This window comes from Jiella endophytica (genome assembly GCF_004519335.1).
GTDB classification, from domain to species: domain Bacteria; phylum Pseudomonadota; class Alphaproteobacteria; order Rhizobiales; family Rhizobiaceae; genus Jiella; species Jiella endophytica.
In genome coordinates, this window is the sequence record NZ_SOZD01000002.1 from 607,044 (window position 1) to 632,825 (window position 25,782).

Below are 25,782 nucleotides of genomic sequence, written 5' to 3' on the forward strand. Positions count from 1 at the left end.
GACATGAGCCTCGACACCGAAGCCGCCCCGGCCAAAACGCCGAAGAAGATGGAGATTTCCGACGAGATCGCCGTCGAGATGATCGGCGTCAACAAGTGGTACGGCGAGTTCCACGTCTTGCGCGACATCAACCTCACCGTCCGTCGCGGCGAGCGGATCGTCATCTGCGGTCCGTCCGGCTCCGGCAAGTCGACCACCATCCGCTGCATCAACCGGCTGGAGGATCACCAGAAGGGCACGATCGTCGTCGACGGCATCGAATTGACCAACGATCTGAAGAAGATCGACGAGGTGCGCCGCGAGGTCGGCATGGTGTTCCAGCACTTCAATCTCTTCCCGCATCTGACGATCCTGGAAAACTGCACCCTTGCGCCGATCTGGGTCCGCAAGATGCCGAAGAAGCGAGCCGAAGAAATCGCCATGCACTATCTCAGCCGGGTGAAGATCCCCGAGCAGGCGAACAAATATCCCGGCCAGCTCTCCGGCGGCCAGCAGCAGCGCGTCGCCATCGCCCGCTCGCTCTGCATGAATCCGAAGGTCATGCTGTTCGACGAGCCGACCTCGGCCCTCGACCCGGAAATGATCAAGGAAGTGCTCGACGTGATGGTCGGGCTCGCCGAAGAGGGTATGACCATGCTCTGCGTCACCCACGAGATGGGCTTTGCCCGCCAGGTGGCGAACCGGGTGATCTTCATGGATGCCGGCCAGATCGTCGAGCAGAACGAGCCGCACGCCTTCTTCACCAACCCGCAGCATGAGCGCACCAAGCTGTTCCTGTCGCAGATCCTGCACTGATATCGGCAGGCCGGGAGTAGCCCCCTGGCCACCCTGCCCGCAGTCAAGACCGGCGGCCGCAGGCAAGGCCTCGCCAGAGCAAGTCGCTGTTTTCGCAAGTCATCAGGGGGCCGTATGGCCCCCTTCTTATTGGCGGTGAAGCTTCGAATCGCCGGAAATATTGACGATCTGAAAACGATACTCGGTACGCCAAGGTCGATTTCAACTTCTATTGATTCCAGATTCCTGTACCATTCCCGCAGCGGCATCCGAATCGGGGAGGAGGGGGTCATGTCGGGCAGGATCACGGGAGGGCTGCTGGCGCTCGCCATCGGCATTTCGGCTTCGAGCTCTGCGACGGCCGCCTGCAGCGCCCTTCAGGATACGCCACAGGTGCCGACCGATCTCTCGCTCTGCCAGAAGCTCGAGCCGGTGGTGAAGCGGCCGGCGGCGCTGCCGCTGAACGAATATGAGGAAGCCCTCAACCAGTATTTCGGACATTTCTGTCACCGCGACGCCAAGGCCGGCTGGGTGCGCGACAAATATGTCCGCGACACCGGCCCCTATGTCGCCAATCTTGCGGGCGGCACCTGGAGCGGCAAGGACTTCGGCACCCATGCGCCGGTCGTCATCTGGTATTCGCCCGATTTCGTGAAGTGGCTGAAGGTCGCAAGGCCGGCAGACGAGGCCGCCCGCCCCGCCGAGGAACCGCCGGTTCCCGACGGGGCGATGATCGTCAAGGAGATGTATCCGGCCCCCGCGGCGCTGTGCGCCAAGGAGGATCCGCTGATGCTGAAGCCGACCAGCGGCGCCGCCTTCATGGTGCGCGACGCCGAGGCTTCGCATGACGGCTGGTACTGGGGCTGGTACGGCTGGAGCGACGATCCGAAGGCCAATATCGACTGGCCGCCGCGGCCCTCCAACGGCCTTCCCTATCAGGGCTTCGGCCAGTACTGCCTCAACTGCCACGCCTCGGCGGTGAGCAACTCGACCTTTTCCAACCTCTCCAACATCGAGGGCGAGCCCGGCCGGCCGATCAGCTTCCTGTCGCAGGATTTCGCCCTCGATCTTGGCGCCGAGCCCCACCATCTGGCTCTGACCGAGCTGCCCCCGGCGGTCGACGATCCGAAGCCTTCGCCCGGCGAGCTCAATGCCGACGTCGCCAGGCTCTTCGACTACGTCTTCGCCTCGCTGCCGAAGCCGATCGACGCGCTCCAGATGCCGTCGGCGAGCTACGACACCGTCTGGGTGAAGGAGCATCGCGAAACCACCGCCAAGAGCCAATATCTCACCTCGGACCAGTGCGTCGGCTGTCACGACGCCGGCAGCACCGGGTTGCAGTTCGACATGACCAGGCCGGCACCGGTCGATCAGGTGCACAATCCCGACGGCACCAAGCTGATCAACATGTCGCCCTACGGCACCTGGCGGAACTCGCCAATGGGGCTTGCCGGCCGCGACCCGATCTTCTTTTCGCAGCTCGCCAGCGAGACCCAGAGCTTCCATCCGGACGTCTCGCCAGAGGTCCAGTCGATCTGCCTCGGCTGCCACGGCATCCAGGGTCAGCGGCAGTTCCAGCTCGACGACCATCTGAAGACCGGTAGCTGCCCGGATTTCGAGCGCGCCATGGCCGATGCGGTGCCCTATCCGCCCGGCAATCCGTCGGCGAAACTCGCCGATTTCGGCGCGCTCGCCCGCGACGGCATTTCCTGCACCGCCTGCCATCACGCGATCTTCAAGGATGCCGACGTCGCCGAGGCGAATGGCAGCCCGGCCAATCGCTGTGTCCTCGATAGGCAGGACCAGCTCAATCCGAAAAATCTCGCCGAGGGCTTCGCCCGCACCTTCACCGGCAGCTATTTCGTCGGCCCGGCCGACCAGCTGAAGGGCCCGTTCGAGCACCCGAAGCAGGTGCCGATGAAGAACGCCCTCGGCATCACGCCCGGCCACGACGACAGCTTCCTGAAGTCCGACCTTTGCGGCAGCTGCCATACGGTGCATCTGCCGGTGCTCGATCGGGGCAAGCTCCTCGGCTACACCTTCGAGCAGACCACCTATCCCGAATGGGCGTTCAGCGACTATCGCACCGGCGTCACGGCGAATGGCGAACTGCCGCTCGGCGCCGGACCCAAGGCGGAAAGCTGCCAGGGCTGCCACATGAAGTCGAAGGACGACGCCGGCAATCCGCTGGTCTCGAAGATCGCCAGCATCCAGGAGCACAGCAGTTTCCCCGAGGTGGAAAACGGCCTCGGTCCGGATGTCCTGGACCTCGAACGCCGGGCGAATTTCGCCCTCCACACGCTGGTCGGGCTCAATGTCTTCCTGATCGAGATGGCCGACCAGTTTCCGGATTTCCTCGGCATCGCCGTCCAGGATCCGATGCTGGTCTCGAAGGGCATCGACAACATCGTCACCACCCGGAACAAGATGCTCGAAAATGCCGAGGGCCTCTCCGCCTCGATCGCGGTGACCTCCTTGTCCGAAGACGCCGGGCATCTGAAGGCGAAGGTGCAGATCGCCTCGAAGGTGGGTCACAAGTTTCCCTCGGGCGTCGGCTTCCGCCGGGCCTTCGTCGAGTTCCGCGCCCTCGATGCAGAGGGGAAGGCGCTGTGGACCTCCGGCGGGACGAACGGAGCCGGGGTGATCGTCAACGGCAAGGGCGAGCCGCTCCCCGGCGAGCTCTGGTGGACACCCGACTGCTCGGCCCGGATCGCGCCGCTGGAGCGGCGCCACCAGCCGCACTACCAGACGATCAGCTCCGAGGACGAGGCGCAGATCTATCAGGAACTCGTCTCGACGCCGGCGCCTTCCGGCGCGCCCTCCTGCGGCCACGACGCGGCGCCTGCCGGCCAGCTGACGACGAGCTTTTTGTCGATCTGCAGCCATGTGAAGGACAATCGCATCCTGCCCTCGGGCTATCTGCCGTTCGAGCAGCGCGTCCGGATCGCCAATGCCCTCGGCTCGAAGGGCGAGGCGCTGGCCGAGGATACCGGTTCAGTCGGTGTCGGCGACGATCCCGACTATGTCACTGGCGGTGGCGACACGATCACCTACGACATCGAGACGGCGAAGCTGTCCGGGCCGGTCGCGAGCGTCGAGGCGACGCTCTACTACCAGGCGATCCCGCCCTTCTACCTGCAGGACCGCTTCTGCACCGCCAAGGGCACCGACCGCGACCGCCTCGCCTATCTGACCAGCAAGCTCGAACTTGCCGATACGCTGGCGGCCGACTGGAAGCTGAAGATGGTGTCGGCCGCCTGCTCCAAATCGCCGGCGGGGGGCGCTGGCAAGACTGGCGCAGACGCCGCGAAGGGCAGTGCCGTCAACGCCAGCGCCGTCTGCCCTCAGTGACGGATCCGGCCGGAACGGTCGCAGTTTGACAGCTGGCCGCGATAGGCGCTGACCGCTTAGACCGTAGCGCGGTGACCGGCTTCCATGGGGGTGGCGGCGACCGCCGGCAGCGTGGTCTCAACGCGGCCCAACCGGCGGTGACAGTTCCGCGCCGAGCCAGTCCAGACAGTCCCAGAGCATGAAAGCCCCCTATGCTTTAGCGAGACGAGCACGAGCTTGCCCTGGATGCCGCGACGGGCGGGCCGTGCGCACCCTTCTAGAAATGCTGGCCAGCCTCCGCTGAGTTCCGATGGTCGTATAATTGCCGCCCCCGGGTCGCGTGCCCCGATATCCCATGTGAATGAAGCTCCGGCAGCCCTTGCCCGAAAGACCCCTTGCACCGTAAGCCGGACGCAGTGTCCCTCCTTGCGTCCCGGCTCCCATGTCCTTTTCGCTCGCCACCTGGAACATCAATTCCGTCCGCCTCAGGATCGGCCTCGTCGAAGCGTTCCTGAAGGATCACCAGCCGGATGTCCTCTGCCTGCAGGAGACCAAGTGTCCGAACGACCAGTTTCCCGAAAAGGCGTTTCGGGCGCTCGGCTACGCGCATGTCGCGATCCATGGCCAGAAGGGCTATCACGGCGTCGCCACGGTCTCGAAGCTGCCCTTCGAGGACATCGTCCGGCAGGATTTCTGCGCCGTCGGCGACGCCCGGCACCTGTCGACGCGCATCGAGGCGGGCGGCCGGAAGATCCGCATCCACAACCTCTATGTTCCCGCCGGCGGCGACGAGCCGGACCCATCGATCAATCCGAAATTCCGCCACAAGCTCGATTTCGTCGAGGAGCTCCGCCGCACCAATGCCGATGGCGAGCCGGGCGTCTCGGCGCTGCTTTGCGGCGACCTCAACATCGCGCCGCTCGAGACCGACGTCTGGTCGCACAAGCAGCTGTTGAAGATCGTCTCGCACACGCCGGTCGAGACCGAAGGGCTGATCACCGCCCAGAAGGACGGCAACTGGACCGACCTGATGCGGGTGCACTTCCCGCCGGAAGAGGTGCTGTTCACCTGGTGGAGCTACCGGGCGAAGGACTGGGCGGCCTCCAATCGCGGCCGCCGGCTCGATCATGTCTGGGGCTCGTCCGACATGGCGCCGGTGCTCGACAAGGTCGAGATCCTCTCGGAGGCGCGCGGCTGGGAAAAGCCGTCCGACCACGTGCCTGTGATCGCCCGCTTTTCGCTGTGATCGCTGTCACAGCCGTGAATTGCAGGAACCGCGCATCACTCCTACGATAGCGCGTCGCCGTCGGTGGCCTTCACGGCAGGCCGCGGCGACCCGAAGGAGGATCCCGAGATGCGCGAGCAGAAGCGGCTGGTCGTCTGTTTCGACGGCACCTGGAACAATGCCGACACCAGCGGCGAGACCGCGACGAATGTCGAGCGCATCGCCAGGGCGGTGCGCGGCGACAGCGGCGACATTCCGCAGATCACCCTTTATCTGCGCGGCGTCGGCTCGACAGGCTACCGCCTGCAGCGGATCATCGACGGGGCGACGGGCCTCGGCGTCGACGACAACATCCGCTCGGCCTATCAGTTTCTCGCCCAGAACTATCTGCCCGAGCGGGGTGACGGCGATGGCGGCACGATCCCGGCCGACGAGATCTTCCTCTTCGGCTTTTCCCGTGGCGCCTTCTCGGCCCGCTCGCTCGCCGGCTTCATTTCGACGTCCGGCCTGTTGAAGCGCCAGCAGCTCGACGATCTCGCCGACGCCTGGCGCTACTATCGCGAGCGAGGCGACGACAAGAACTCCAAAAGCTTCTGCGAAGCGAGCGGCAGCGACTGCCATCACGACCCCGAGATCAAGTTCGTCGGGGTATGGGATACGGTCGGTGCGCTCGGCATTCCGACCTCGACGATCGACCTGCCGCTGCTCGAGGAAGACTACGCCTTTCACGACACGACGCCGTCGAGGATCGTCAGACATGCCTATCACGGGCTTGCCATCGACGAGCATCGCGACGAATTCGTGCCGACGCTGTGGACCGGCGAGGTGCCGGAAGGCGCGACGATCGAGCAGGTCTGGTTTGCCGGCGCCCATTCCGATGTCGGCGGCGGCTACACCAACCGCGAACTCGCCGACATTCCGCTGAACTGGATGGCCGAAAAGGCCAAGGCATGCGGCCTCGACCTCGACGACAGCCTGCTCCCCTCACCTGCCACGCTGAACGTATTGGCCGCGCAGCACGAGTCGCGGGTCTCATTCGGGCTGAAGGACCGCCTCACCCCGACCATCCGCACGATCAGAAGCCGGGATTTCGACACCAGCTGGCGCGAGCGCGCCTATCGCCCGGTCGACGAAAACGGCAATCCGCTCCGGCCGCTCAACGAAGCGGTGCACGAAAGCGCCAAGAGGCGGTTCGGCAAGACCGCCAGCCTCATCATCGGCGACGACAATTCGACGTCCGAGGACACGATCTACGAACCGAAGAATCTCGGCGCGGCGCTCAGGGCCTGATGGTTCTTCCCCGGCGCTAGTCCCTCGCGCTCAGCTGAAGCGGCCTTCGAGGCTTTCGATATCGGCGAGCATCGCCTCGAGCTCGTCGCGGATGCGCTGGTGCAGCGAGACGGCGAACTCCGGATACTCCTCCAGCATCCGCCGGAACAGGCTGCGCGAAATGCGGATCAGCTCGCAGTCGGTCTCGGTCCTGGCGCTGGTCGGACGGGTGGTCTCGGTGATCAGGCAGAGCTCGCCGAGCAGCGCACCCGCCCCATGGCGCGACAGCACCTTGGCGTCCTCGCCGCGGCCACGGATCAGCGCAACTTCGCCCTTTGCCACCACGAAACCGGCATCGGCCCGGGCGTTCTCGCGAAACACGAACTCGCCGGCCCTCAGCGTCCGGTGCTCGGCGCCGAAGGCGAGAAGCCGGAGCTGATCGGTCTCAAGCTCGTCGAAGAGCCGGACCTGGCGGAGGATCGCGATGTCGCTCTCAAGGCTCATGGTTGCAGCGTACCGATCATCTTCCGCCCCGAGGCGCAAAGTCTTCTTGCAAAAGGGCGCCGTCATCACAGCCGCCCGTTAACCATCGAAATGGCCGCGAAGGCGCAATGACCGGCCGTGGCCGCAAGGCTACGGCGGGATTATCGTGAACGGGATTGGTAGAGGAATGGTGAACAGGCAGGCAAGTGTCGACTGACGCCACGGCGAAAAGAACGCCGGCGCGGACCCCTGAAAATCACCTGGCGTGATTTCGGGCCGCACCGGCGCGGCGTCGGCGGTACCGGCCGGGCGGCCGGTTCACGGCATCAGCTTGTAGCCGCCGGATTCGGTGACGAGCAGCCGCGCATTCGACGGATCCGGCTCGATCTTCTGGCGCAGGCGATAGACATGGGTTTCCAGCGTGTGGGTGGTGACGCCGGAATTGTAGCCCCACACTTCCTCGAGCAGCACGTCGCGGGTGATCACCTTGCGGTCGGCCCTGTAGAGATAGCGGATGATCGCCGTCTCCTTCTCGGTCAGGCGGATCTTGCTGCCCTTGTCGTCGACCAGCACCTTCTGGCTCGGCTTGAAGACATAGGGGCCGACCTGGAAGGTCGCATCCTCGCTCTGCTCGTGCTGGCGCAGCTGCGCCCTGATCCGGGCGAGCAGCACGGCGAAGCGGAACGGCTTGGTGACATAGTCGTTCGCCCCGGCTTCCAGCCCGAGGATGGTGTCGGAATCGGCATCCTGCGCCGTCAGGATGATGATCGGCGCCTTGAAGCCGCCCTTGCGCAGCACCTTGACCGCCTCGCGGCCGTCCATGTCCGGCAGGCCGACATCCATCACGACGAGGTCGATCAGCCCGCCTCTGGCGGCCGCGATGCCCTTTGCCGCCGTCGTCTCCTGCAGGACGTTGAATTCCTCGTGCAGGGACAGCTGCTCGGCCAGCGTCTCTCTCAGGTCATCGTCGTCGTCGACGATCAAAATGCTTCTTGCGCTCATCCCTGCCCGCAGTTCGTCTGTCATCAAGTTGCGGATCCGCCCGCCGGATCGGCGGTAGCCCGATTGTAACATAGGGATTTCACGGATAGGACAACACTGTTCAAGATACGCAAGAGAAATCGTGGCGTTTCACCGGACGATCGACCGCATCACGGTTCGCCGCAAGCCGGGCGACGAACGCCGCGGCATTCTGGCCGCCGGGCCGCTGCGCATGCCCTGTGCGCTGGGGCGTTCCGGCACGACGATCTTCAAGCGCGAGGGCGACGGCGCGACGCCTGTCGCTTCCATGGCCCTCGTCGAACTCTGGCATCGGGGCGGCCGGCTGGATCGGCCGAAGAGCCGGCTGCCGACCCGCAGGGTGCGCCCCGGCGTCGACGGCTGGTGCGACGCGCCGAAACACGCAGCCTATAACCGCCACGTCCGCTTGCCCTTTCCGGCGAGCGCCGAGAGCCTTGCCCGCGACGACCGGCTCTATGACGTCGTCGTCGTCCTCGACTGGAACCTTGCCCGGCGGGCGCGCGGGCGCGGCAGCGCGATCTTCTTCCACATTGCCAAGGAATACTATCGGCCGACGGAAGGCTGCGTCGCGATTTCGCCGGCCGACATGCGCCGGCTGGCGCCGCATCTCTCTTCGCGCACCCGGCTGACCGTCATCCGCTGATGTCTCGGCCGTGCAAGCAAGATTAGCGCCCCTCCCCGCCATGGTGGCAAGGCGTGTCGAGGCCGCTGTCGCCTTGGCACGCCTTGCCACCATGTCGCCTTTGCATCATCGCCGGCGTGGGGCGACAATCGAGCCGTTCCTGCTGCCCACGGAGGAGGAGGCATGGAAGCCAGCGACCCCTCGCCCGTCAGGCTGTATTATCGGCGTGGCGCGCTGCTTGGTCTGCCGCTGGCGTTGCTCTGCGGCACGGCAGTCTTCACGATCGCCTTCGCGACGCTCGTCATCTCGACCGCTCCAGCAGATGGGATGGCGCTGGCCCTCGGGCTGTCGGGCCTCTTCGTCTTCCTCCTCGCCATCGTTGCCGCCCTGACGCTGCCGCTCATCGGCCGCTTCTCCGGCCGGCGGCCGGCTGTCGCCATCGGTCCGGACGGCATTGAGACCTATGACATGGCCGAGCCGCTCGACTGGGGCGCAATCGAGCGTCTCACGACGCCGAGCATTGAGTCCTCCTCCGGCGGATATCGGACAGCCACTCTCTGCCTCGAAATCCATCCAAGCGTTCCCGTCCAAAAGGGGTGCCGGTGGCGCTGGTTGATCGACGGCCATGCCAATCCCCTGCGCGTCGCCATCCCGGCTCTTAAAGAACCCGACAAGCTCGGAGAGGCACTCACACGGTTCGCGCCGCCCATCCTTCTGCAGCGCTCCGAGATCGCCGTGCCGGGCTTTTCGTCCAAGACGTGCAACCGCTGAACCATCGATGAGTTGGAATCATTCAATGGAATTTCCGGGCGCCGAGGCCCGGCCAGATTTGCGAGGGCACGCCATGGATCGCTCCGAAAACACCGACAAGCCCACCATCGAGCCCTATGACGAGCCGACCGGCGGCTGGGGATCGGTGAAGTCGCTGGTCGAGAAGTCCTCCCAGGAAGGGTTGCTCGCCTCGACCGTCTGGGCGACGATGCAGCGCCAGAACAAGCCCGACGGCTATCAGTGCGTTTCCTGCTCCTGGGCGAAGCCGGCCGATCCGAAGCCGTTCGAATATTGCGAGAACGGCGCCAAGGCGACGATGTGGGAGATCACCCCGAAGCGCTGCGACCGGGACTTCTTCGCCAGGCACCGGGTGTCGGAGCTGCTGGAGTGGACCGACCACGATCTGGAGAAACAGGGGCGGCTGACGACCCCGATGAAATACGAGAGGAGCCTCGATCAGTATGTGCCGATCAAGTGGGAGGATGCCTTCCGGGAAATCGGCGAGGAACTGAACCAGCTCGATCCGGCGTCGGTCGTCTTCTACGTCTCCGGCCGCGCGTCGCTCGAAGCCTCCCACATGTGGCAGCTCTTTGCCCGCATCTACGGCTCCAACAATCTGCCGGACTCCTCGAACATGTGTCACGAGTCGACTTCGGTCGGCCTGCCGGAATCGATCGGCTCGCCGGTCGGAACCGTGACGCTGGAGGATTTCGACGCCTGCGACATGATGTTCTTCTTCGGGCACAACACCGGCACCAACGCCCCGCGCCTGCTCCACTGGGTGCAGAAGGCGCGCAAGCGCGGCGCCCCGGTGATCACCTTCAACCCGCTGCACGAGCGCGGGCTGATGCGCTTCAAGAGCCCGCAGAATCCGCTCGAAATGATCTCCCCCGATGCCGGGACGAAGATGTCGAGCGACTACTACCAGCTGAAGGTCGGCGGCGACGTCGCCGCGATGACCGGCATCGCCAAGGCGATCTTCGCCCTCGACGACGCCGCGAAGGAGAGCGGCGGCAAGCGCGTCCTCGACACCCGCTTCATCGAGGAGCACTGCCATGGCTTCGATGAGTTCGAGGCCTTCGTGCGCGCCGCCGACTGGGAGCAGATCGCCCGATGCTCGGGCGTCCCGCGGGACGAACTCGAACATGTCGCCCGCACGTACTCCAAGGCAGAAAGGGTCATCGCCAATTACGGCATGGGGCTGACCCAGCACCGGCACGGCATCGAGAACGTCCAGATGCTGGTGAACCTCCTCCTGATGCGCGGCATGATGGGCAAGGAGGGCGCCGGCATCTCGCCGATCCGCGGCCATTCCAACGTCCAGGGCCAGCGCACCGTCGGCATCACCGAGAAGCTCAAGCTGATCCCGGTCGACAAGTTCGAGGAGTTCTATGGATTCACCGTGCCGAAGGAGGACGGCCTCGACACGGTGAAGGCCTGCGAGGGCATGCTCGACGGGTCGGTCAAGGGTTTCGTCTGCCTCGGCGGCAATTTCGCGAGGGCCATCCCGGATACCGGCCGGATGGAGGAAGCCTGGCGGAAGATGCGGCTCAACGTCCAGATCTCCACCAAGCTCAACCGCAACCATCTTCTGACCTGCGAGAAGACCTACATCCTGCCCTGCCTCGGCCGGCTGGAACGCGACACCCAGAACGGTGTCGACCAGGTGGTGAGCGTCGAGGATTCGACCGCCTGCATCCATGCCTCCTACGGCAAGAGCGAGCCGGCCTCCCGGGAGCTCCTGTCGGAGCCGAAGATCGTCGCCGAGCTCGCCAAGGCGACGGTGCCCGGCAGGTCGACGGTTCCCTGGGACGAATGGATCGCCGACTACGGCTTGGTGCGCGACGCCATCGAGCGGGCCTATCCGGTGGATTTCTGCGACTTCAACCAGCGCATGGGCACGCCTGGCGGCTTCCATCGCGACATCGGGGCCTGCCGCCGCGAGTGGCGGACCGAGACGAAGAAGGCGAACTTCCTCACCCCCGAAAGCTTCGATGTCGACCCGGACATCGACACCACCTCGCAGGACGTCCTGAAGCTGATCACCGTGCGGTCCAACGATCAGTTCAACACCACGGTCTACGGCTATGACGACCGGCTGCGCGGCGTCAAAGGCACCCGCATGGTGATCCTGATGAATGTCGAGGACATGCGCCGCCTCGGCCTGACCGACCAGGACCGGGTGGACATCGAGACCTATGCCGACGACGGGGTGACGCGGCGGGTCGAAGATTACCGGGTGCACGAGTGGCAGCTGCCGAAGGGCAACTGCGCCGGCTATTATCCGGAACTGAACGCCCTGATCCCGCTGTGGCACCATTCGCGCCGGGCGCATGTGCCGGCGGCAAAGTCGGTGCCGGTGCGGATCATCAAGCGCGCGGCAGGGTAGGCTCTCGGTTTCGGCTGGCTGGAGACGCCCCGAACTCGGCAGGTCGTGACTTCCACCCCCCTCTGCCCTGCCGGGCATCTCCCCCGCATGGGGGGGAGATCGGCAGATTCGATGCTCACTCTTTTTCCGGAAAGTCAGCCTTGCTGAAAGGTCGCGCCCCCGAATGCAGGTCGATCCCCCCTCGCGGAAGAGATGCCGGCAGGCAAAGGGGGGTACTTTGTCCCGAAGGTGGGGTGAGCGGCCCCGGCTTCCTCACCGTCGGCCGAGCTTCAGGAGCCGCGAGATGATGAAGACCGGCACGACGATCGCTGCGCCGAGAAGGAAATAGTAGACCGCGCGCTCGGCCGACCCGAACAGCTGGCGCCACGCCCATTCGACGCTGCGGACCACCCAGTCGATGATGTCGCGGGGGTTCCAGTCGAGCCAGGAGAGAATGAATCCGACGAGGATCGAAATCAGGATCAGCCGGACGGCGACGCCGATCGGCGAGCCTCCGAGGAAGCGATGGATGCGCTCGGACATGGGCGGCGGTTTTCCTTCGGGTGAAACGTCGTCCTTCCTCCGGCAGGTAGGCGAGCGGTGGATGGACTGCAAGTTTCACCGGGCTCGACGTCCGGCCGCAACATGGGTGTCGCCCGGGCCGCCGACGCGGCCGCCCCGCTTCGGCGATCCCTCTCGGGGCGGGCATGGCCGCGATACGGCCTATTCTGAAGAAGTCTGGCTGCGGTTTCGATCGTCGCTTCGACCAGCAGGCCTCTCCGCGCCTTTGACACGCGGCAATCTGCGATCAATCGAAACCGGAAATGGTGCCCAGGAAAGGACTCGAACCTTCACGCCTCGCGGCACACGGACCTGAACCGTGCGCGTCTACCAATTCCGCCACCTGGGCTCGGGGCGGACCATTAGAAGCTGCCCCCCGACGTGTCAACGCGGTTTTTCACGTTCCACCATACGTTAAGCTCCGCGCCGCGGATTGCCCTCCCCGCAGGTACAATCCCGTGTTCAGCACCAGCCCGGCATGAAAACCGAGCGCAGATCCCCGTCCCGCTCGTTACCGCGAATCTACGGCACGCCGCCTTGCTCCCTGTCAGACATTCCCCAAGCAATTCCCCCGGCACCGCCATGTATCGGGTTGGCACCTCGGGCCGCTGGGCCCGGCACCTCATTCCGCCGGCTGGGGTCGGCCGCGCATGCTCCCCGCGCGCGAATTCGCGCCTTCACCTCGCGGATCGAAAAGGCTATGAGCCGGTTGGATCAGGATAGGCCGTCGAAGACGGCGCGTGGCGCCTGACGGATCGCCACCCATGCCGCGGGGCTTGGCCTCGCAGCGACAGCGAAGGAGCGCATCAGATGACGATCGGTTTGAACAAGACGGTTGTTCTGTTCGGCGGATCCGGCTTTCTCGGGCGCTATGTCGCGCGCGCGCTCGCCCGCCGCGGCCATCGCATCCGCGTTGCCTGCCGCCGCCCGGATCTCGCCTATCACCTGCAGATCGCTGGAAACATGGGCCAGATCCTGCCGATCCAGGCAAATCTGCGCTATCGCTGGTCGGTCGACCGGGCCGTGGAAGACGCCGACCATGTGGTCAATCTCGTCGGCATTCTGGCCGAGAGCGGCCGCCAGAGCTTCGACGCGGTCCAGAATTTCGGCGCAAAGGCCGTCGCCGAAGCGGCGCGGGGCGTCGGCGCCGGCATGACCCAGATCTCGGCAATCGGCGCCGATGCGAATTCCGAATCAGCCTATGCCCGCTCGAAGGCCGCCGGCGAGGCGGCGGTGCTCCAGACGATCCCCGAGGCGACGATCCTCAGGCCGTCGATCATCTTCGGCGCCGAGGACCAGTTCTTCAACCGGTTCGCCGACATGTCGCGATTCTCGCCGTTCCTGCCGCTGATCGGCGGCGGTACCACCCGCTATCAGCCGGTCTATGTCGGCGATGTCGCCGAGGCGGTGGCCGACACCGTCGAGGGCAAGGTGCCGGGCGGACGGATCTACGAGCTCGGCGGCCCCGAGATCCTGAGCTTCCGCGAGATGATGGAAGAGATGCTGCGCGTCGTCGGCCGCAAGCGCAGCTTCATCAACATCCCCTATGGCGCCGCCTCGACGATGGCACGGCTGATGCGCTTCCTGCCGGGAGCGCCACTCACCGAGGATCAGGTGAAGCAGCTGTCGATCGACAACGTCGTCTCCGAAGAGGCGAGGGCCGAGGGCCGCACGCTCGATGCCTTCGAGCGGATGCCGAGGACACTCGAGGCGATCCTGCCGAGCTACCTCGTCCGCTTCCGGCCGCAGGGCCAGTTCACCAAGCCGAAGCCCCAGGCCGGCGGCCTCGACGCCGAAAATCAGGACGGCATCGCCTAAGTCGAGGCGCAATCGGGCGAAACGGAAGGCGTGGCCATGCATCGCGGCGAAACCGATCACTTCCACCCCTACGACGTCTCGGCGGGCAGCGCCCATGGCGGCCATAACCGTCCCACCGCACAGTGGCAGGTGCCGCACAAGGGCGACCACGAGCCCGGCCACGATCACCCGCATGAGCACGAGGCCGATCTCGACCTCGTCGAACAGGCGTTCATCGAGGGCTTTCAGTCGGCCGCCGACCCGACGAGCTTTTTACGGCTGGCCGGCATTCCCTTCGAAGCGAAGCTGTCCGACGGCACGGAGCTGAAGCTCCTGCGTGTCTCCCAGGAGCGGCGCGTCGACATCGGCTCGCTGTCGCCGCATCTCGGCGGCCAGAGCTTCCGTTACGATCCGCTGCCGGCGCAGATGGTCTCGAAACGCGACCACCTCCTCTTCGTCTATTTCGACGGCGAGAAGGCCCGGCAATATGGCTTCGAGGACGCCCGCGCCCTGGGCGGGCGGTGAAAGACTGGGTCGCTTGAGCGCCAGCCAGCTTCGACTTATCGTTGCTGATGAAGTTTGCTTGGAGCACGGAAAAGAATGTATCGCTGAAGGCTCGTTACGGCCTCGGATTCGAAGACGTATTGACCGCCCTCGACGATGGGCAGTTGCTCCAACGGCGTCAACATCCGAATAAAGTCCGTTACCCACATCAGAAGCAGCTCATCGTCGAGATCGACAACTATGCGTGGGTCGTCCCATATGTGGAGACGGAAACCGGTGTCTTCTTCAAGACGATGTTTCCGAGCCGACGGGCGACACGCGATTTTCTCGGAGGCGCAAAGTGAGCGGTCACGAACCCAAACCGATCCTGACGGACGACGAACGAGATGACTACGATCTCAGCGAGAACGTCGAATGGGTCCCGACCGGCGACATCGGTGAGGACCGCTTGGCTTGGCAGACGGCAGCGAGGCGTGCCTTACAGGACGTCCAGGATCAACGGATCGAAGTCTTAATCTCCAGGCGAGACCTGGAGAGGCTGAAATCCAGGGCGGCAAAAGAGGGCGTGCCCTACCAGGCGCTCATCAAGTCGATCCTGCACGACTATGTGGAAGAGTAAGAAGCCATCAAGGAATTGCCGCCGCTCGGGGACCGTGGCCACACGCGGCCATCTATAGCGCCCTTGCAGTTCCGGAATGAGAGCCGAGCGGCAGCGACGCTTTCTACTCCCCCAATCTGACCAAGCCGGAAGGCGCCACGTGTCGGTTTTCTGCCCTCACCCCTTCCCGTAGTCCGCCTTCACGCTTTTCAGCCCCTCCCGATAGGTCGGGTAGCGGAATGCGTAGCCCGCGCCCTTGATCTTGTCGTTCGAGACGCGCTTGTTCTCGCCGTAGAAGCTGCGGGCCATTGGCGAAAGGTCGGCGGTGGCAAAGTCGGTCTCGGCCGGGGGCTCCGCTCCGACCATCTCGGCAGCATGGGCGACGACGTCCTGCGGCGGCGCCGGCTCGTCGTCGGTGACGTTGTAGACGCCGCCGAGCCGGTGGCCCGCCAGCAACGTCGTCGCACCGGCGATGTCTTCCACATGGATGCGATTGAACACCTGGCCAGGCTTGACGAGGCGCTTGGCCGTGCCGTTCCTGAGATTGACGAAGGCGTTGCGGCCCGGGCCATAAATGCCCGACAGGCGCAGGATGGCGACCGGGACGCCGCGGATCCGGCCGAGCTCCACCCAGGCGTTTTCCGCCTCGACCCGCGCCTTCGAGCGCTGGGAAGCCGGCTTGACCGGGGTGGTCTCGTCGACCCAGGCGCCGTCATGGTCGCCATAGACCCCGACGGTCGAGAGATAGCCGATCCATTCGAGGTTCGGGCTGCCATGGGCGATCTCGTCGAAATACCAGCGCAGCACCGGATCGCCGGCCCTAGCATTGGCGCCGCCGACATGGGCGCCTTCGGGCGCAGCATGGCCGGGCGGCGCCGAGACCAGAATATGCGTCGCCCTGTAGAGCGCGCCGGCAACGCCGTCGGTCGGATGTTCACCGTCAAAGACCAGCGGCGTCAGGCCGTGCGCCGCGACCGACACCGCCTTGTCCCTTGTCCGAACCGTCGCAGCTTCGATGGTCACCGCCTTCCGGTCGAGGCTGTCGACGAAATGCGACGCGGAATAGCCGAGGCCGAAGACGAAGAGATGCATCAGCGCGACCTGCGGCCGGCGGGAACGAAAGCGTCGATCTCCAGCCGGCCGATCCGCAGGACGCCGATCTCGGCCTTGCCGATGCGCGCCTGGCGAACCGACAGCCTGCCGATGGCAAAAGCGCCGATCGCCACCGCGCCGAATGCGCAGGCCCCGATCGCCAGCGAGCCGATGGCCCCTGCCCCGAGCGCCCCGGCGCCGATGGCACCCGCGCCGAGCGCGGCCGAGCCGGCGGCGTGATCCGGCTGCGGCAGCAAGGCGCCGTCGCGCAGCTGCAGCAGCGCCCGCCGCACTTTCGCCTCCGGTCCCTCGTCGCCCGCCGTCAGCGCCGAACCCGGGGTGCTTGTCGCGCCCGCCGGTTGAGCCGGCTCAGACTTTACCTTCTTCCAGGGCATGCCACTCGCTCCGCACCGTCTCGTCCTTCTCGTTATCAAGCGCGGCGGAGGAAAGCCGCAAGGCCTCGCCACGATCGAGACGCCAAAGCGCCCAGACCGCCATCGCCCGCACCAGCGGCGCCGCGTCGCCGAGCCGCGCGACGACCGGGGCCAGAAGCGCGGACAGACCGGAATTGCCGGCGGCGATCAGGCAGTTGGAGACGAACTTGTCCCGCCCGATCCGCTTGATCGGCGATCCGGAAAACAGTGCGCGGAAAGCCGCGTCGTCGAGGCCGAGAAGCTGATCGAGCTTCGGCGCCTTCAGTTCCTCGCGGGCGACGAGCTTGGCCTCGCTGGCGGCCTGCGCGAACTTGTTCCACGGACAGACCGCGAGGCAGTCGTCGCAGCCATAGATGCGATTGCCCATCGCCGTGCGAAATTCGCGTGGAATGACGGCCTTGGTCTCGATGGTGAGATAGGAGATGCAGCGGCGCGCATCGAGCTGGTAGGGGGCGGGAAAGGCGTCCGTCGGGCAAGCGTCGAGGCAGGCCCGGCAGGAGCCGCAGCGGTCGTCGCCCGCCTCGTCCGGCGGCAGGTCGAGGGTGGTGAAGATCGACCCGAGGAACAGCCAGGAGCCGAAGTCGCGGGACAGAAGGTTGGTGTGCTTGCCCTGCCAGCCAAGGCCTGCGAGCTCGCCGAGCGGCTTTTCCATGATCGGGGCGGTGTCGACGAAGACCTTGGCGTCGTGCTCCCCGAGGCCCGACTGCCGGGCACGGGCGACGAGGCGCCCGGCGAGTTCCTTCAGCCGGCCCTTGATGACGTCGTGGTAGTCGCGATGGCGCGCATAGACGGAGATCGCGCCGCGATCGGGCCGCTCCAGGATTTCGAGCGGATCCTCGTCCGGGCCATAGTTCATCGCGAGGACCAGGATCGAGCGGACGCCCGGCCAGAGATCCATTGGCGAGCGGCGCCGGTCGAGGGTCTCGGGCATCCAGCCCATGGTGCCGTGGCGGCCCTTTTCGACGAACTCCTCCAGCCGGCCGCTGGCCAGCAGATTGCCAGACGCATCCGCGACGCCCAACGCGGCAAAGCCGAGCCTTGCGGCATCTTCGCGAGCGAAATCCTTCAGCGTGGCGAGGGCGGCGGCGGTCATCCGGGCGATATGGCGCAGCGGCCGCGAGGTCGGCAAGGCCCGAAGCCGTCACAGCCAGCCCTCGCCCGCGTTGCCGCTGTCGGCCTCAGCCGTCCCAGTCGGCAAACGCCTTCAGCATCGGACCGTATTCCTCCGGGCTCGGAAACTGCGGATAGCTCTTTGCCGCGCCGGTCCCGGCAAAGGCGAGCTTCTCGCTCGTCCAGGTCTCGATGAACGGCGTGATGTCGCTGGTGTCGTCCAGCATCGGCGAACGGAGATTGACGAAGCCGGCGATGCGCTTCGGCTTCGAATAGACCCATGTCAGGCACTCGGCGCAGAAGAAGTGCTGCACCTCCGCGGCCTTCAATCCGCCGATGACCGGTTCGCCGGACGTCACCGTAAACCCCGCCTCCGGCAACATCATCGTCAGGGAATAAGGGCCGGCCGTCATCTTCTGGCAGCCGCGGCAATGGCAGGCTGCCGTCGCGACAGGCGGCGCCGAAACCTCGAAGGTGAGCGCGCCGCAGCGGCAGCTGCCCCTTCGCGGCAGTTTCCAATCCCTCGCCATCGTCCTCTCCTTCCCGGCCGTTCCGAAGCCCTTCGCGACAACCAAGACCCACCGGCACTCGCCATTCCGACAGGCCCCTGGCCCCCGATCCTATCGCCCGGTCATCGCCATTTGGTCCGGACGGTAGCGCGGGCCGGCGACATTGGCGAGCTTCTCGCCGATCTCGGCCTGTTCCGCCTCGGTCAGCGAGATGTCGGCGGCCGCGGCGTTCTCTTCGAGATGCTTGATCTTGCGGGCGCCCGGGATCGGCACGACGAAATCCTTCCGCGACAGGAGCCAGGCGAGCGCCAACTGCGCCGCCGTCACGCCCCGCGCCGCGGCAAGATCCTTCAGCGTCTCCACCAGCGCCGCATTGGCAACCATGGCCTCGGCCGCAAAGCGCGGCAGGCCCTTGCGGAAGTCGCCCTCTGAGAGCTGGTCGGGGCTGGTCAGCCCGCCGGTCAGTTGGCCACGCCCGAGCGGCGAATAGGGCACCAGCGAGATGCCGAGTTCCTCGCAGAGCGGGATGATCTCGGCTTCCGGATCCCGGGTGAACAGAGAATATTCGTTCTGCAGGGCAGCGATCGGATGGGTGGCATGGGCGCGGCGGATGGTCCCGGGCCCGGCTTCCGAAAGGCCGAGCGCCCGCACCTTGCCGGCCTTCACGAGATCGGCCATGGCGCCGACCGTCTCTTCGATCGGCACGTCGGGGTCGACGCGGTGCTGGTAGAAGAGGTCGATCGTCTCGATGCCGAGCCGGCCGAGACACTCGTCGGCGACCTTTTTCACATGGTCCGGACGCGAATTGGTGCCGCCCATCGCCGCGGGGCCATCGGAGCCCTGCGGGATGTGGAAGCCGAACTTGGTGGCGACCGTCACCTGGTCGCGCCGGCCCTTCAGCGCCTTGCCGACGAGCTCCTCGTTCTTGAACGGCCCATAGACTTCGGCCGTATCCCAGAAGGTCACGCCGATCTCGATGGCGCGATGCAGCGTCTTGATCGACTCGGCTTCGTCCTGGCCGCCATAGGCGTGACTCATGCCCATGCAGCCGAGGCCGATGGCCGACACGGTGAGATCGTTTCCGAGCTTGCGCTGATGCATGTCGCTTCTCCTCGTCTTTCGACGAAGGAAATGCGTCAGACTGACGGTTCTGCCAGAGCCTTGCGGTCGAGCGCGGCCGGAATGGTCAGAAATCGAGTTCGGCGTAATTCAGCGAGGGCGGCAGGCCGCGCACCCTTTCGCCGAGGAGGATGCGGAAGGCCGGACGCGACTTCATCCGCATGTACCAGTCCTTGGCATGGGGCTCGGAATCCCAGGGCACCTCGCCGATATAGTCGAGGGTGGAAAGCGCCGCCGCCGCCGCGATGTCGGCATAGGAAAGCCGCGGCCCGGCCAGCCAGTCGCGCTCCTCGACGAGCCAGCCGAGATAGCGCAGATGGTGCTTGAGATTGGCCCGCGCGGCGCGAATCGCCGAAGCGTCGGGCGCGCCGCCGCCATCCTCGGGGCGCATCTCCAGCTTGAACACCCGCTCGCGGATCAGATAGCGGGTGACCTCGGTCTCCATCTTGCGCAGGAACCATTCGGTCAGCCGCCGGGCTTCGGCCCGCTCCAGCGGCTTTTCCGACATCAGCCGCTTGTCGCGTTGGAAGGCGCCACGGGTCTCGTCGAGATATTCGCCGGAGACGATGCCCCCGACGATCGGCGGTCCGTTGTCCTCGATCAGCACCGGCAGGCTCGCCGCCGGATTGAGCATCAGGAACTCGCGGCGCCGCTCCCAGGGCCGCTCCTCCACCAGTTCGCAGCGTTCGCCATATTCGGCCAGCACCAGCCGGACGAAGCGGGAGGCGGCGGACATCGGGTGGTGGTGCAGTTTCAACATGTCTTCTGGGGTCGGGTTCTCTGCGGTGGCGGGAGGAGCATCCACACTGAGGGGTTGAACATGCTCGCCGCATGGCCTGCTCGTGGCTCCGCCGCGGCACTTGGGCAAACTTCGCACAAATTCGTCAACGGATTGGAAAGGCCCGATTTTCCTGCGTCGCGCTTTGCTGCCGAGGCGTCGTCGGGATGAACTGGCCCTCGAATGTGGAAAGAAAAGGTCTGGTTCAGGCCCACCCTGTGGCAGGTCAGCCTCAGGTCAGCGCAAAAGTCCTATGACCTTGGCCGTGGCCCCGGGGCGCCATCCTGCGCGCTCAGCCGCCATGCGGCGCGGCACCGGATTGGCGCCTGCCGCGACCGAAACATGCCGCAATTCACCGGCAGACGCCCCACGGCCAAGCCGTCCCGGCGCGGCCGCGCCGCAGTCCGGCCGATGGCGCCGCGCGAAGACGGCGGAAGGAGACCGAAGGTGGATCTGGGTTCCTATATCGACGCGGCTGTTCTCGGGATCGTCGAGGGCCTGACCGAGTTCATTCCGGTCTCGTCCACCGGCCACATCCTGCTTCTCGGCCACTTCCTCGGCTTCCATTCGACCGCCCACACTTTCGAGGTGGTGATCCAGCTGGGCGCCATCCTGGCGATCCTCCTGGTCTATTTCTCGCGGCTGTGGCAGCTGTTCATCACCCTGCCGACAAGCGCGCGCAGCCGGCATTTCGTCATCGGCATCCTGATCGCCTTCCTGCCAGCGGCGGTGATCGGCGTGATTGCCCACGACTTCATCAAGCGCGTCCTCTTCGAGACACCGATGGTCATCTGCATCGCCCTCGTCGTCGGCGGCATCCTGCTCCTTGTCATCGACAAGGTGCCGCGCAAGGTGCGCTACGACAACGTGATGGACTATCCGCTGTCGCTGTGCCTCGCCATCGGCTTCTTCCAGTGCCTGGCGATGATCCCCGGCACCTCCCGTTCCGGCGCCACCATCGCCGGCTCGCTGCTGATGGGAACCGACAAGCGCTCCGCGGCCGAATTCTCGTTCTTCCTCGCCATGCCGACGATGGTCGGAGCCTTCGCCTACGACCTCTATAAGAACCGCGACGCGCTCTCGATGGACGATCTCGGCCTGATCGCCGTCGGCTTCATCCTCGCCTTCGTCTCGGCGATCTTCGTCGTCCGCAAGCTCCTCGATTTCGTCTCGCAGCACGGCTTTGCGCCCTTCGCCTGGTGGCGCATCGTCGTCGGCGCGGTCGGCATGGTGCTGCTCCTCACCGTGGCGCCCGCCGCCGACCAGGGCCAGGCGCAGTCGATCGACGCGGAAGCAAAGCCCGGCGCCGAACTCAGCGTCGACGACATCCTGCGCGAAAACGGCGAGCCGGCGGACCATCCCGCCGCCGGCAAGAGCGAGCGCGTTACCGGCGGCGAGTGATCCGCCCCGGACGACGGTTCAGAAGGCGACCGGCTTGTCGATGATCGCCTTGTGCTTGCCGAGCGAGCCGTGGGCGACCATCGAGCCCAGCGCCTCGACACAGACCCTGACACCCATCAGCGCGGTGATGTCCGACGTGTCGTAGGGCGGCGAGACCTCGACCACCTCGAGGCCGCAGATCCCCGGGGCGCAAACGAGGCCGAGGATCTTCAGCGCCTCGCGCGGCAGGAAGCCGCCCGGCTCCGGCCAGCCGGTGCCCGGCACGAAACCGCAGTCCAGACTGTCCACGTCGAAGGAGATGTAGACCGCGTCGGCGTCCTTCCAGGCAAGTTCCAGCGCGATCTCGGCGGTCTTTTCGAGACCGTACTGCTCGATATCCTCGATGGTCAGCACATTGGTCTGGCGGCGGAAGGCCTCCTTGGCGCCGGGGCGCGGCACCTGCCAGCCGCCGATGCCGAGCTGCACGAGATTGACCGCCGGCACGTTCGGCAGGTTGGTCGCCCAGTACCAGGGCGTCGTGTGCATGCGCTCGTCGAGATCCTTTTCCTGGATGTCGATATGTCGGTCGAAATGGATGATACCGATGCGCTTGGAGGTGCATTCGGCGATGCCGCGAACGCAGGGAAAGCCGATCGAGTGATCGCCGCCGAGCATGATCGGCACGGCCCCCGACGAGAAGACGTGGGAGACGCCCCTGGAGATCTGGTCGAAGCTCTTTTCCAGATTGCCCGGAATGGTGAAGACGTCGCCGGCGTCGCACAGCGTCATCTGTTCGCGCAGGTCGACGCCGAGCTCGTAGTTGTAGGTGGTGTAGAGCGCCGAGATGCGGCGGATGCCCTGCGGCCCGAAGCGGGTGCCGGGCCGGTAGGTGGTGCCTGAGTCGAAGGGAATGCCGAGGACGGCGGCGTCGTATTTGCCGACGTCGCGGACATTTTCGACATAGGGCGCCTTGAGGAAGGTGTTGATGCCGGCGAAATGCGGCAGTTCCCCGCGAGCAAAGGTCGGGATCGACTTGTCGGTGATCGAATCGGCGCCTGGCAGGCCCATGTCGAGGGCCCATTTGACCTCGCGCTTCCAGCCCTCGCCGGAGAGCTTGTCCTCGGCTTCCAGCGCCTTCCAGCCGCGGGTCTCCTTGGCGTCGAAATTCGGGTGGTGCCGGCGCTCGCGGGTGTCCGGCAGGCGGGTACCGGCGCGGCGGCCCGCGCGGGCCGGCCGGTCGAAACGAATGTCTTCACGCATCAGGCTCGTCTCCTCGTTCGATTTCTGACTGACCGGCAGCCAGCGGCAGGATGCCCGCCGGCGAAGCTGCCGTCATGGGGTCTTCCGGCCCGGGGTCCGGCGCATGCCGGCCCTTCAGCGGAATGTCGTAGGTGATGGTCGCGCCATAGGCGGCGGGAAATTGCGGATCGTGGCGGATCTTGTCGAAGACGAGAAGCCGCGTGCCGAGATGGAAGGCTTCCTGGATGTCGTGGGTGACCATGAAGACGGTCATGCCGGTCTCGCGCCAGAGGTCGAGGAGCATCGCCTGCATGTCGCGGCGCGTGCCGGGGTCGAGGGCGCCGAAGGGCTCGTCGAGCAGGAGGATGCGCGGCCGCTTGAGCAGCGCCTGGCCGATGGCGAGGCGCTGCTGCATTCCGCCGGAGAGCTGGGCAGGATAGCGGTCGCGGGCATGGGCAAGACCGATCTTCTCCATCATTGCCTCGGCTGCCTCGCGAGCGGCCTGACGCCTCGCGCCGAACAGCCGGCCGAGGAACCGCGAGCCCTCGAATTCCGCCGGCAGCATCAGATTGCCGAGGACGGTCAGATGCGGGAACACCGAATATTTCTGAAAGACCACGCCGCGCCCGGCGTCGGGTTCGCCGGCAAGCGGCATGCCGTCGATGCGGATCTCGCCCGCCGTCGGCCGCTCCTGGCCGAGAAGAATGCGCAGGAAGGTCGACTTGCCGCAGCCGGACGCCCCGACCACGGTCACCAGCGCGCCTTCGTCGACCGACAAGTCGACGCGCTCGAGGATCGGCGCGTCGCCATAGGTCACGAAGATGCGTTGTGCCTCGACGAAGCTCACAGCGCGTCTCCCGAAAGATGCGCCCAGCCGAACATCCGCCGCGAGGCAAGCGCCAGCCCCCGGTCGATCAGATAGGCGAGCAGCGTGATCCAGACGACATAGGGAAGGATGACGTCCATCGCGAGATAGCGGCGGACGAGGAAGATGCGGTAGCCGAGGCCGTCGGTGGCGGCGATCGCCTCGGCCGAGATGAGAAAGATCCAGGCCGGCACGAGGCCGAGGCGGATCGCCGTGATCAGCTTCGGCCAAAGCTGCGGGAAGACCACCCGCATGGCGATCTGCCAGGTTGAGGCGCCGAGCGTCTGCGCCTTGACGATCTCCTCGCGGGGAATGTCGAGCACCCCCTGCGCCAGCGCGCGGATCATTAGGGGCGTGGTACCGATGGCGACGAGGCCGACCTTCGCCGCCTCGCCTAGGCCGAGCACGATGAACAGGATCGGCAGGATGGTGATCGGCGGGATCAGCGAGAAGGCCGCCACGAAGGGCGCAAACAACGCGCGGCCGATCGGCAGGATGCCGATCAGCGCGCCGAAGACGACGGCGAGCACCGCCGCGATCGCGATGCCGATGGCGAGCCGCTCGAGGCTCGCCAGCGTATCCGACCACAACAGCAGTTCGCCGCTCCGCCGGTCGGCGACGAAGCCCATCTGCCACATCGCCTCGCCCATCGATGCGAGCGAGGGCAGCAGCTTGTCCTGCGGGTTCTCTGCCCGGCGGATGGCGCTGCCGATCGCATAGGCGCCGATCGCCAGGGCGAAGGGCAGAGCGCCGAGCGCCAGCCGGACGGGCCGCGACGGATGCCGGTTGATGAGGCGCAAGACGGGCGCCCGTCAGAGCTTCTTGCCGGCGGCCATCTCCATATAGGCCGGATCGTAGCGCAGCTGGACGTTGCCGGTGTCGCCGGTGGTCTTGCCGTCGGGATATTCGATGCCGACGAAATCCGCGCTCGGCGCGCCCTGACCGAGGATGCCGTGGTCGAACAGGAAGTTGGCAACGAAGGTCATGGTCTCGGGAAGCTTTTCCGATTTGGTCAGTTCCACCGCCTTGGCGGGATCGTAGAACATCGCCGTCGTCGCGAGCTGCGCCTTGAAGCCGTCGAGATCGGTGCCCGAGGCCTTGGCCATGGATTCCAGCGCCTCCTTGCCTTCCGGCGTGTCCGATTGCATCAGCGCCATCATCTCGTACCAGGCGCCGGTCAGCGCCTTGCCGAAATCCGGGTTGTCCTTCAGCGTCTTCGTATTGACCACCATGAGGTCGAGGATCTCGCCGGGGATCTTCGAGGAATCGAACACCTCGTTGGCGTCGGGCATGGCGGTGATGGTGGACAACAGCGGGTTCCAGGTGACCACCGAGGTGACGTCCGAGGTCTGATAGGCGGCGACCATGTCGGCATCGGAGGTGTTGACGACGGTGACGTCCTTTTCGGCGAGACCCACCGTCTCGAGCCCGCGGGCGAGCAGGTAGTGGGAGACCGACAGCTCGACGAGATTGACGTTCTGGCCGGCGATGTCCTCGAGCTTGTCCTTGCCCTTCAGAACGATGCCGTCATTGCCGTTGGAATAGTCGCCGACGATCAGCGCGGTCGTATCGACACCGCCGCCCGCCGGGATCGACAGCGCGTCCATGTTGGTCATGGCGCAGCCGTCATACTGGCCGGCGGTGTACTGGTTGATCGATTCGACATAGTCGTTGATCTGCACCGCCTCGATGGTCAGGCCGTATTTGTCGGCCCATTTCTTCAGGAGGCCGGAGTCCTGCATGTAGCCCCAGGGCATCCAGCCGGCATAGATCGACCAGCAGACGGAAAAGTCCTTCTTTTCGGCGGCCTCGGCGGTGCCGTGGGCGGGAAGGCTGAGGAGCGAGACGGCGAGCGCCAGAGCGGCGGCAAGATTTCGCATGCGGCTTCTTCCTTCTTCGTCGCGTCGGCCGGTGCGGCCGGTTTGAAAGGGACT

General features: G+C 65.7%; 25 protein-coding genes and 1 tRNA gene. 12 read left to right on the plus strand and 14 right to left on the minus strand.

Annotation, left to right across the window (positions count from 1 at the left end; translation table 11 throughout):
- Positions 1-3 precede the first annotated feature (3 nt).
- The 4 genes from E3C22_RS07890 (at position 4) to E3C22_RS07905 (ending at position 6,619) form a co-directional block, all read left to right on the plus strand.
- Positions 4-795 carry an amino acid ABC transporter ATP-binding protein gene (locus tag E3C22_RS07890; protein ID WP_134761453.1) on the plus strand — a complete coding sequence of 264 codons (792 nt, stop codon included), beginning with the start codon at positions 4-6 and terminating at the stop codon, positions 793-795.
- A 270-nt stretch (positions 796-1,065) separates the two neighbouring features.
- Positions 1,066-4,125, plus strand: a complete 3,060-nt coding sequence (locus E3C22_RS07895; RefSeq protein WP_134761454.1) for a cytochrome P460 family protein — start codon at positions 1,066-1,068, stop codon at positions 4,123-4,125.
- A 421-nt stretch (positions 4,126-4,546) separates the two neighbouring features.
- Positions 4,547-5,350 carry an exodeoxyribonuclease III gene (locus E3C22_RS07900; protein WP_134761455.1) on the plus strand — a complete coding sequence of 268 codons (804 nt, stop codon included), beginning with the start codon at positions 4,547-4,549 and terminating at the stop codon, positions 5,348-5,350.
- Positions 5,351-5,458: 108 nt separating this feature from the next.
- Positions 5,459-6,619 carry a DUF2235 domain-containing protein gene (locus E3C22_RS07905; protein ID WP_134761456.1) on the plus strand — a complete coding sequence of 387 codons (1,161 nt, stop codon included), beginning with the start codon at positions 5,459-5,461 and terminating at the stop codon, positions 6,617-6,619.
- Between the two features lie 30 nt (positions 6,620-6,649).
- Here E3C22_RS07905 and E3C22_RS07910 read toward each other — a convergent pair whose 3' ends face one another.
- Both E3C22_RS07910 and E3C22_RS07915 read right to left on the minus strand, forming a co-directional pair.
- Entirely contained in the window at positions 6,650-7,102 is a 453-nt protein-coding gene (locus tag E3C22_RS07910; protein WP_134761457.1) for a cyclic nucleotide-binding domain-containing protein, read from the minus strand.
- A 297-nt stretch (positions 7,103-7,399) separates the two neighbouring features.
- Positions 7,400-8,083, minus strand: coding sequence for a response regulator transcription factor (locus tag E3C22_RS07915; RefSeq protein WP_134761853.1), 684 nt, complete (start codon positions 8,081-8,083; stop codon positions 7,400-7,402).
- Positions 8,084-8,294: 211 nt separating this feature from the next.
- On the opposite strand from E3C22_RS07915, the gene E3C22_RS07920 reads away from it, so the two are divergent.
- From E3C22_RS07920 to E3C22_RS07930, 3 genes are all read left to right on the plus strand, one after another.
- On the plus strand, positions 8,295-8,744 hold the full coding sequence (locus E3C22_RS07920) for a L,D-transpeptidase family protein (RefSeq protein WP_245514884.1): 450 nt from the start codon (positions 8,295-8,297) through the stop codon (positions 8,742-8,744).
- Between the two features lie 162 nt (positions 8,745-8,906).
- Positions 8,907-9,494, plus strand: a complete 588-nt coding sequence (locus E3C22_RS07925) for a hypothetical protein (protein WP_134761459.1) — start codon at positions 8,907-8,909, stop codon at positions 9,492-9,494.
- Between the two features lie 73 nt (positions 9,495-9,567).
- Positions 9,568-11,883, plus strand: coding sequence for an FdhF/YdeP family oxidoreductase (locus tag E3C22_RS07930; RefSeq protein WP_134761460.1), 2,316 nt, complete (start codon positions 9,568-9,570; stop codon positions 11,881-11,883).
- Positions 11,884-12,135: 252 nt separating this feature from the next.
- On the opposite strand, the gene E3C22_RS07935 is transcribed toward E3C22_RS07930, so the two are convergent.
- Together E3C22_RS07935 and E3C22_RS07940 are read right to left on the minus strand one after the other, a co-directional pair.
- The gene (locus E3C22_RS07935; RefSeq protein ID WP_134761461.1) at positions 12,136-12,405 is read right to left on the minus strand and encodes a DUF6460 domain-containing protein; all 270 of its coding nucleotides are present in this window, start codon (positions 12,403-12,405) and stop codon (positions 12,136-12,138) included.
- A gap of 282 nt (positions 12,406-12,687) precedes the next feature.
- Positions 12,688-12,772 (minus strand) — tRNA-Leu (locus tag E3C22_RS07940).
- 461 nt (positions 12,773-13,233) lie between these two features.
- Between E3C22_RS07940 and E3C22_RS07945 the strand changes: the two genes are divergently transcribed.
- From E3C22_RS07945 to E3C22_RS07960, 4 genes are read left to right on the plus strand one after another with little or no spacing between them, the layout of a single operon-like run.
- Positions 13,234-14,241 (plus strand): complex I NDUFA9 subunit family protein, encoded by a 1,008-nt coding sequence (locus E3C22_RS07945; RefSeq protein ID WP_134761462.1) that lies wholly within the window; start codon positions 13,234-13,236, stop codon positions 14,239-14,241.
- A gap of 36 nt (positions 14,242-14,277) precedes the next feature.
- Positions 14,278-14,745, plus strand: coding sequence for a hypothetical protein (locus tag E3C22_RS07950; RefSeq protein ID WP_245514844.1), 468 nt, complete (start codon positions 14,278-14,280; stop codon positions 14,743-14,745).
- A 47-nt stretch (positions 14,746-14,792) separates the two neighbouring features.
- Positions 14,793-15,068 (plus strand): toxin, encoded by a 276-nt coding sequence (locus E3C22_RS07955; RefSeq protein ID WP_134761855.1) that lies wholly within the window; start codon positions 14,793-14,795, stop codon positions 15,066-15,068.
- Positions 15,065-15,343, plus strand: coding sequence for a DNA-binding protein (locus E3C22_RS07960; RefSeq protein ID WP_134761463.1), 279 nt, complete (start codon positions 15,065-15,067; stop codon positions 15,341-15,343). Before E3C22_RS07955 ends, E3C22_RS07960 begins: the two co-directional genes overlap by 4 nt.
- A 156-nt stretch (positions 15,344-15,499) precedes the next feature.
- Here E3C22_RS07960 and E3C22_RS07965 read toward each other — a convergent pair whose 3' ends face one another.
- From E3C22_RS07965 to E3C22_RS07990, 6 genes are all read right to left on the minus strand, one after another.
- Entirely contained in the window at positions 15,500-16,414 is a 915-nt protein-coding gene (locus E3C22_RS07965; protein ID WP_134761464.1) for an SDR family oxidoreductase, read from the minus strand.
- A complete protein-coding gene (locus E3C22_RS07970; RefSeq protein ID WP_245514845.1) occupies positions 16,414-16,809 on the minus strand; it encodes a hypothetical protein in 396 nt (131 codons plus the stop codon). Before E3C22_RS07970 ends, E3C22_RS07965 begins: the two co-directional genes overlap by 1 nt.
- Positions 16,784-17,941 (minus strand): tRNA epoxyqueuosine(34) reductase QueG, encoded by a 1,158-nt coding sequence (gene queG, locus E3C22_RS07975; protein WP_134761857.1) that lies wholly within the window; start codon positions 17,939-17,941, stop codon positions 16,784-16,786. Before queG ends, E3C22_RS07970 begins: the two co-directional genes overlap by 26 nt.
- 85 nt (positions 17,942-18,026) lie before the next feature.
- Positions 18,027-18,488: a GFA family protein gene (locus tag E3C22_RS07980; RefSeq protein ID WP_134761465.1), complete on the minus strand. Its 462-nt coding sequence runs from the start codon at positions 18,486-18,488 to the stop codon at positions 18,027-18,029.
- 90 nt (positions 18,489-18,578) lie between these two features.
- The gene (locus E3C22_RS07985) at positions 18,579-19,568 is read right to left on the minus strand and encodes an aldo/keto reductase (RefSeq protein WP_134761466.1); all 990 of its coding nucleotides are present in this window, start codon (positions 19,566-19,568) and stop codon (positions 18,579-18,581) included.
- Between the two features lie 85 nt (positions 19,569-19,653).
- Positions 19,654-20,346, minus strand: a complete 693-nt coding sequence (locus E3C22_RS07990) for a glutathione S-transferase family protein (RefSeq protein WP_134761467.1) — start codon at positions 20,344-20,346, stop codon at positions 19,654-19,656.
- Positions 20,347-20,775: 429 nt separating this feature from the next.
- Here E3C22_RS07990 and E3C22_RS07995 point away from each other — a divergent pair, with 429 nt between their 5' ends.
- The gene (locus tag E3C22_RS07995; protein ID WP_425364957.1) at positions 20,776-21,765 is read left to right on the plus strand and encodes an undecaprenyl-diphosphate phosphatase; all 990 of its coding nucleotides are present in this window, start codon (positions 20,776-20,778) and stop codon (positions 21,763-21,765) included.
- A gap of 18 nt (positions 21,766-21,783) precedes the next feature.
- On the opposite strand, the gene E3C22_RS08000 is transcribed toward E3C22_RS07995, so the two are convergent.
- Genes E3C22_RS08000 through E3C22_RS08015 form a run of 4 tightly spaced genes read right to left on the minus strand, consistent with a single transcriptional unit; the run spans position 21,784 to position 25,728 of the window.
- Positions 21,784-23,004: an agmatinase family protein gene (locus E3C22_RS08000; RefSeq protein ID WP_134761468.1), complete on the minus strand. Its 1,221-nt coding sequence runs from the start codon at positions 23,002-23,004 to the stop codon at positions 21,784-21,786.
- The gene (locus tag E3C22_RS08005; protein ID WP_134761469.1) at positions 22,997-23,830 is read right to left on the minus strand and encodes an ATP-binding cassette domain-containing protein; all 834 of its coding nucleotides are present in this window, start codon (positions 23,828-23,830) and stop codon (positions 22,997-22,999) included. Before E3C22_RS08005 ends, E3C22_RS08000 begins: the two co-directional genes overlap by 8 nt.
- Positions 23,827-24,648: an ABC transporter permease gene (locus E3C22_RS08010; RefSeq protein ID WP_134761470.1), complete on the minus strand. Its 822-nt coding sequence runs from the start codon at positions 24,646-24,648 to the stop codon at positions 23,827-23,829. Before E3C22_RS08010 ends, E3C22_RS08005 begins: the two co-directional genes overlap by 4 nt.
- A 12-nt stretch (positions 24,649-24,660) precedes the next feature.
- Entirely contained in the window at positions 24,661-25,728 is a 1,068-nt protein-coding gene (locus E3C22_RS08015) for a putative urea ABC transporter substrate-binding protein (RefSeq protein WP_134761471.1), read from the minus strand.
- Positions 25,729-25,782: the final 54 nt, after the last annotated feature.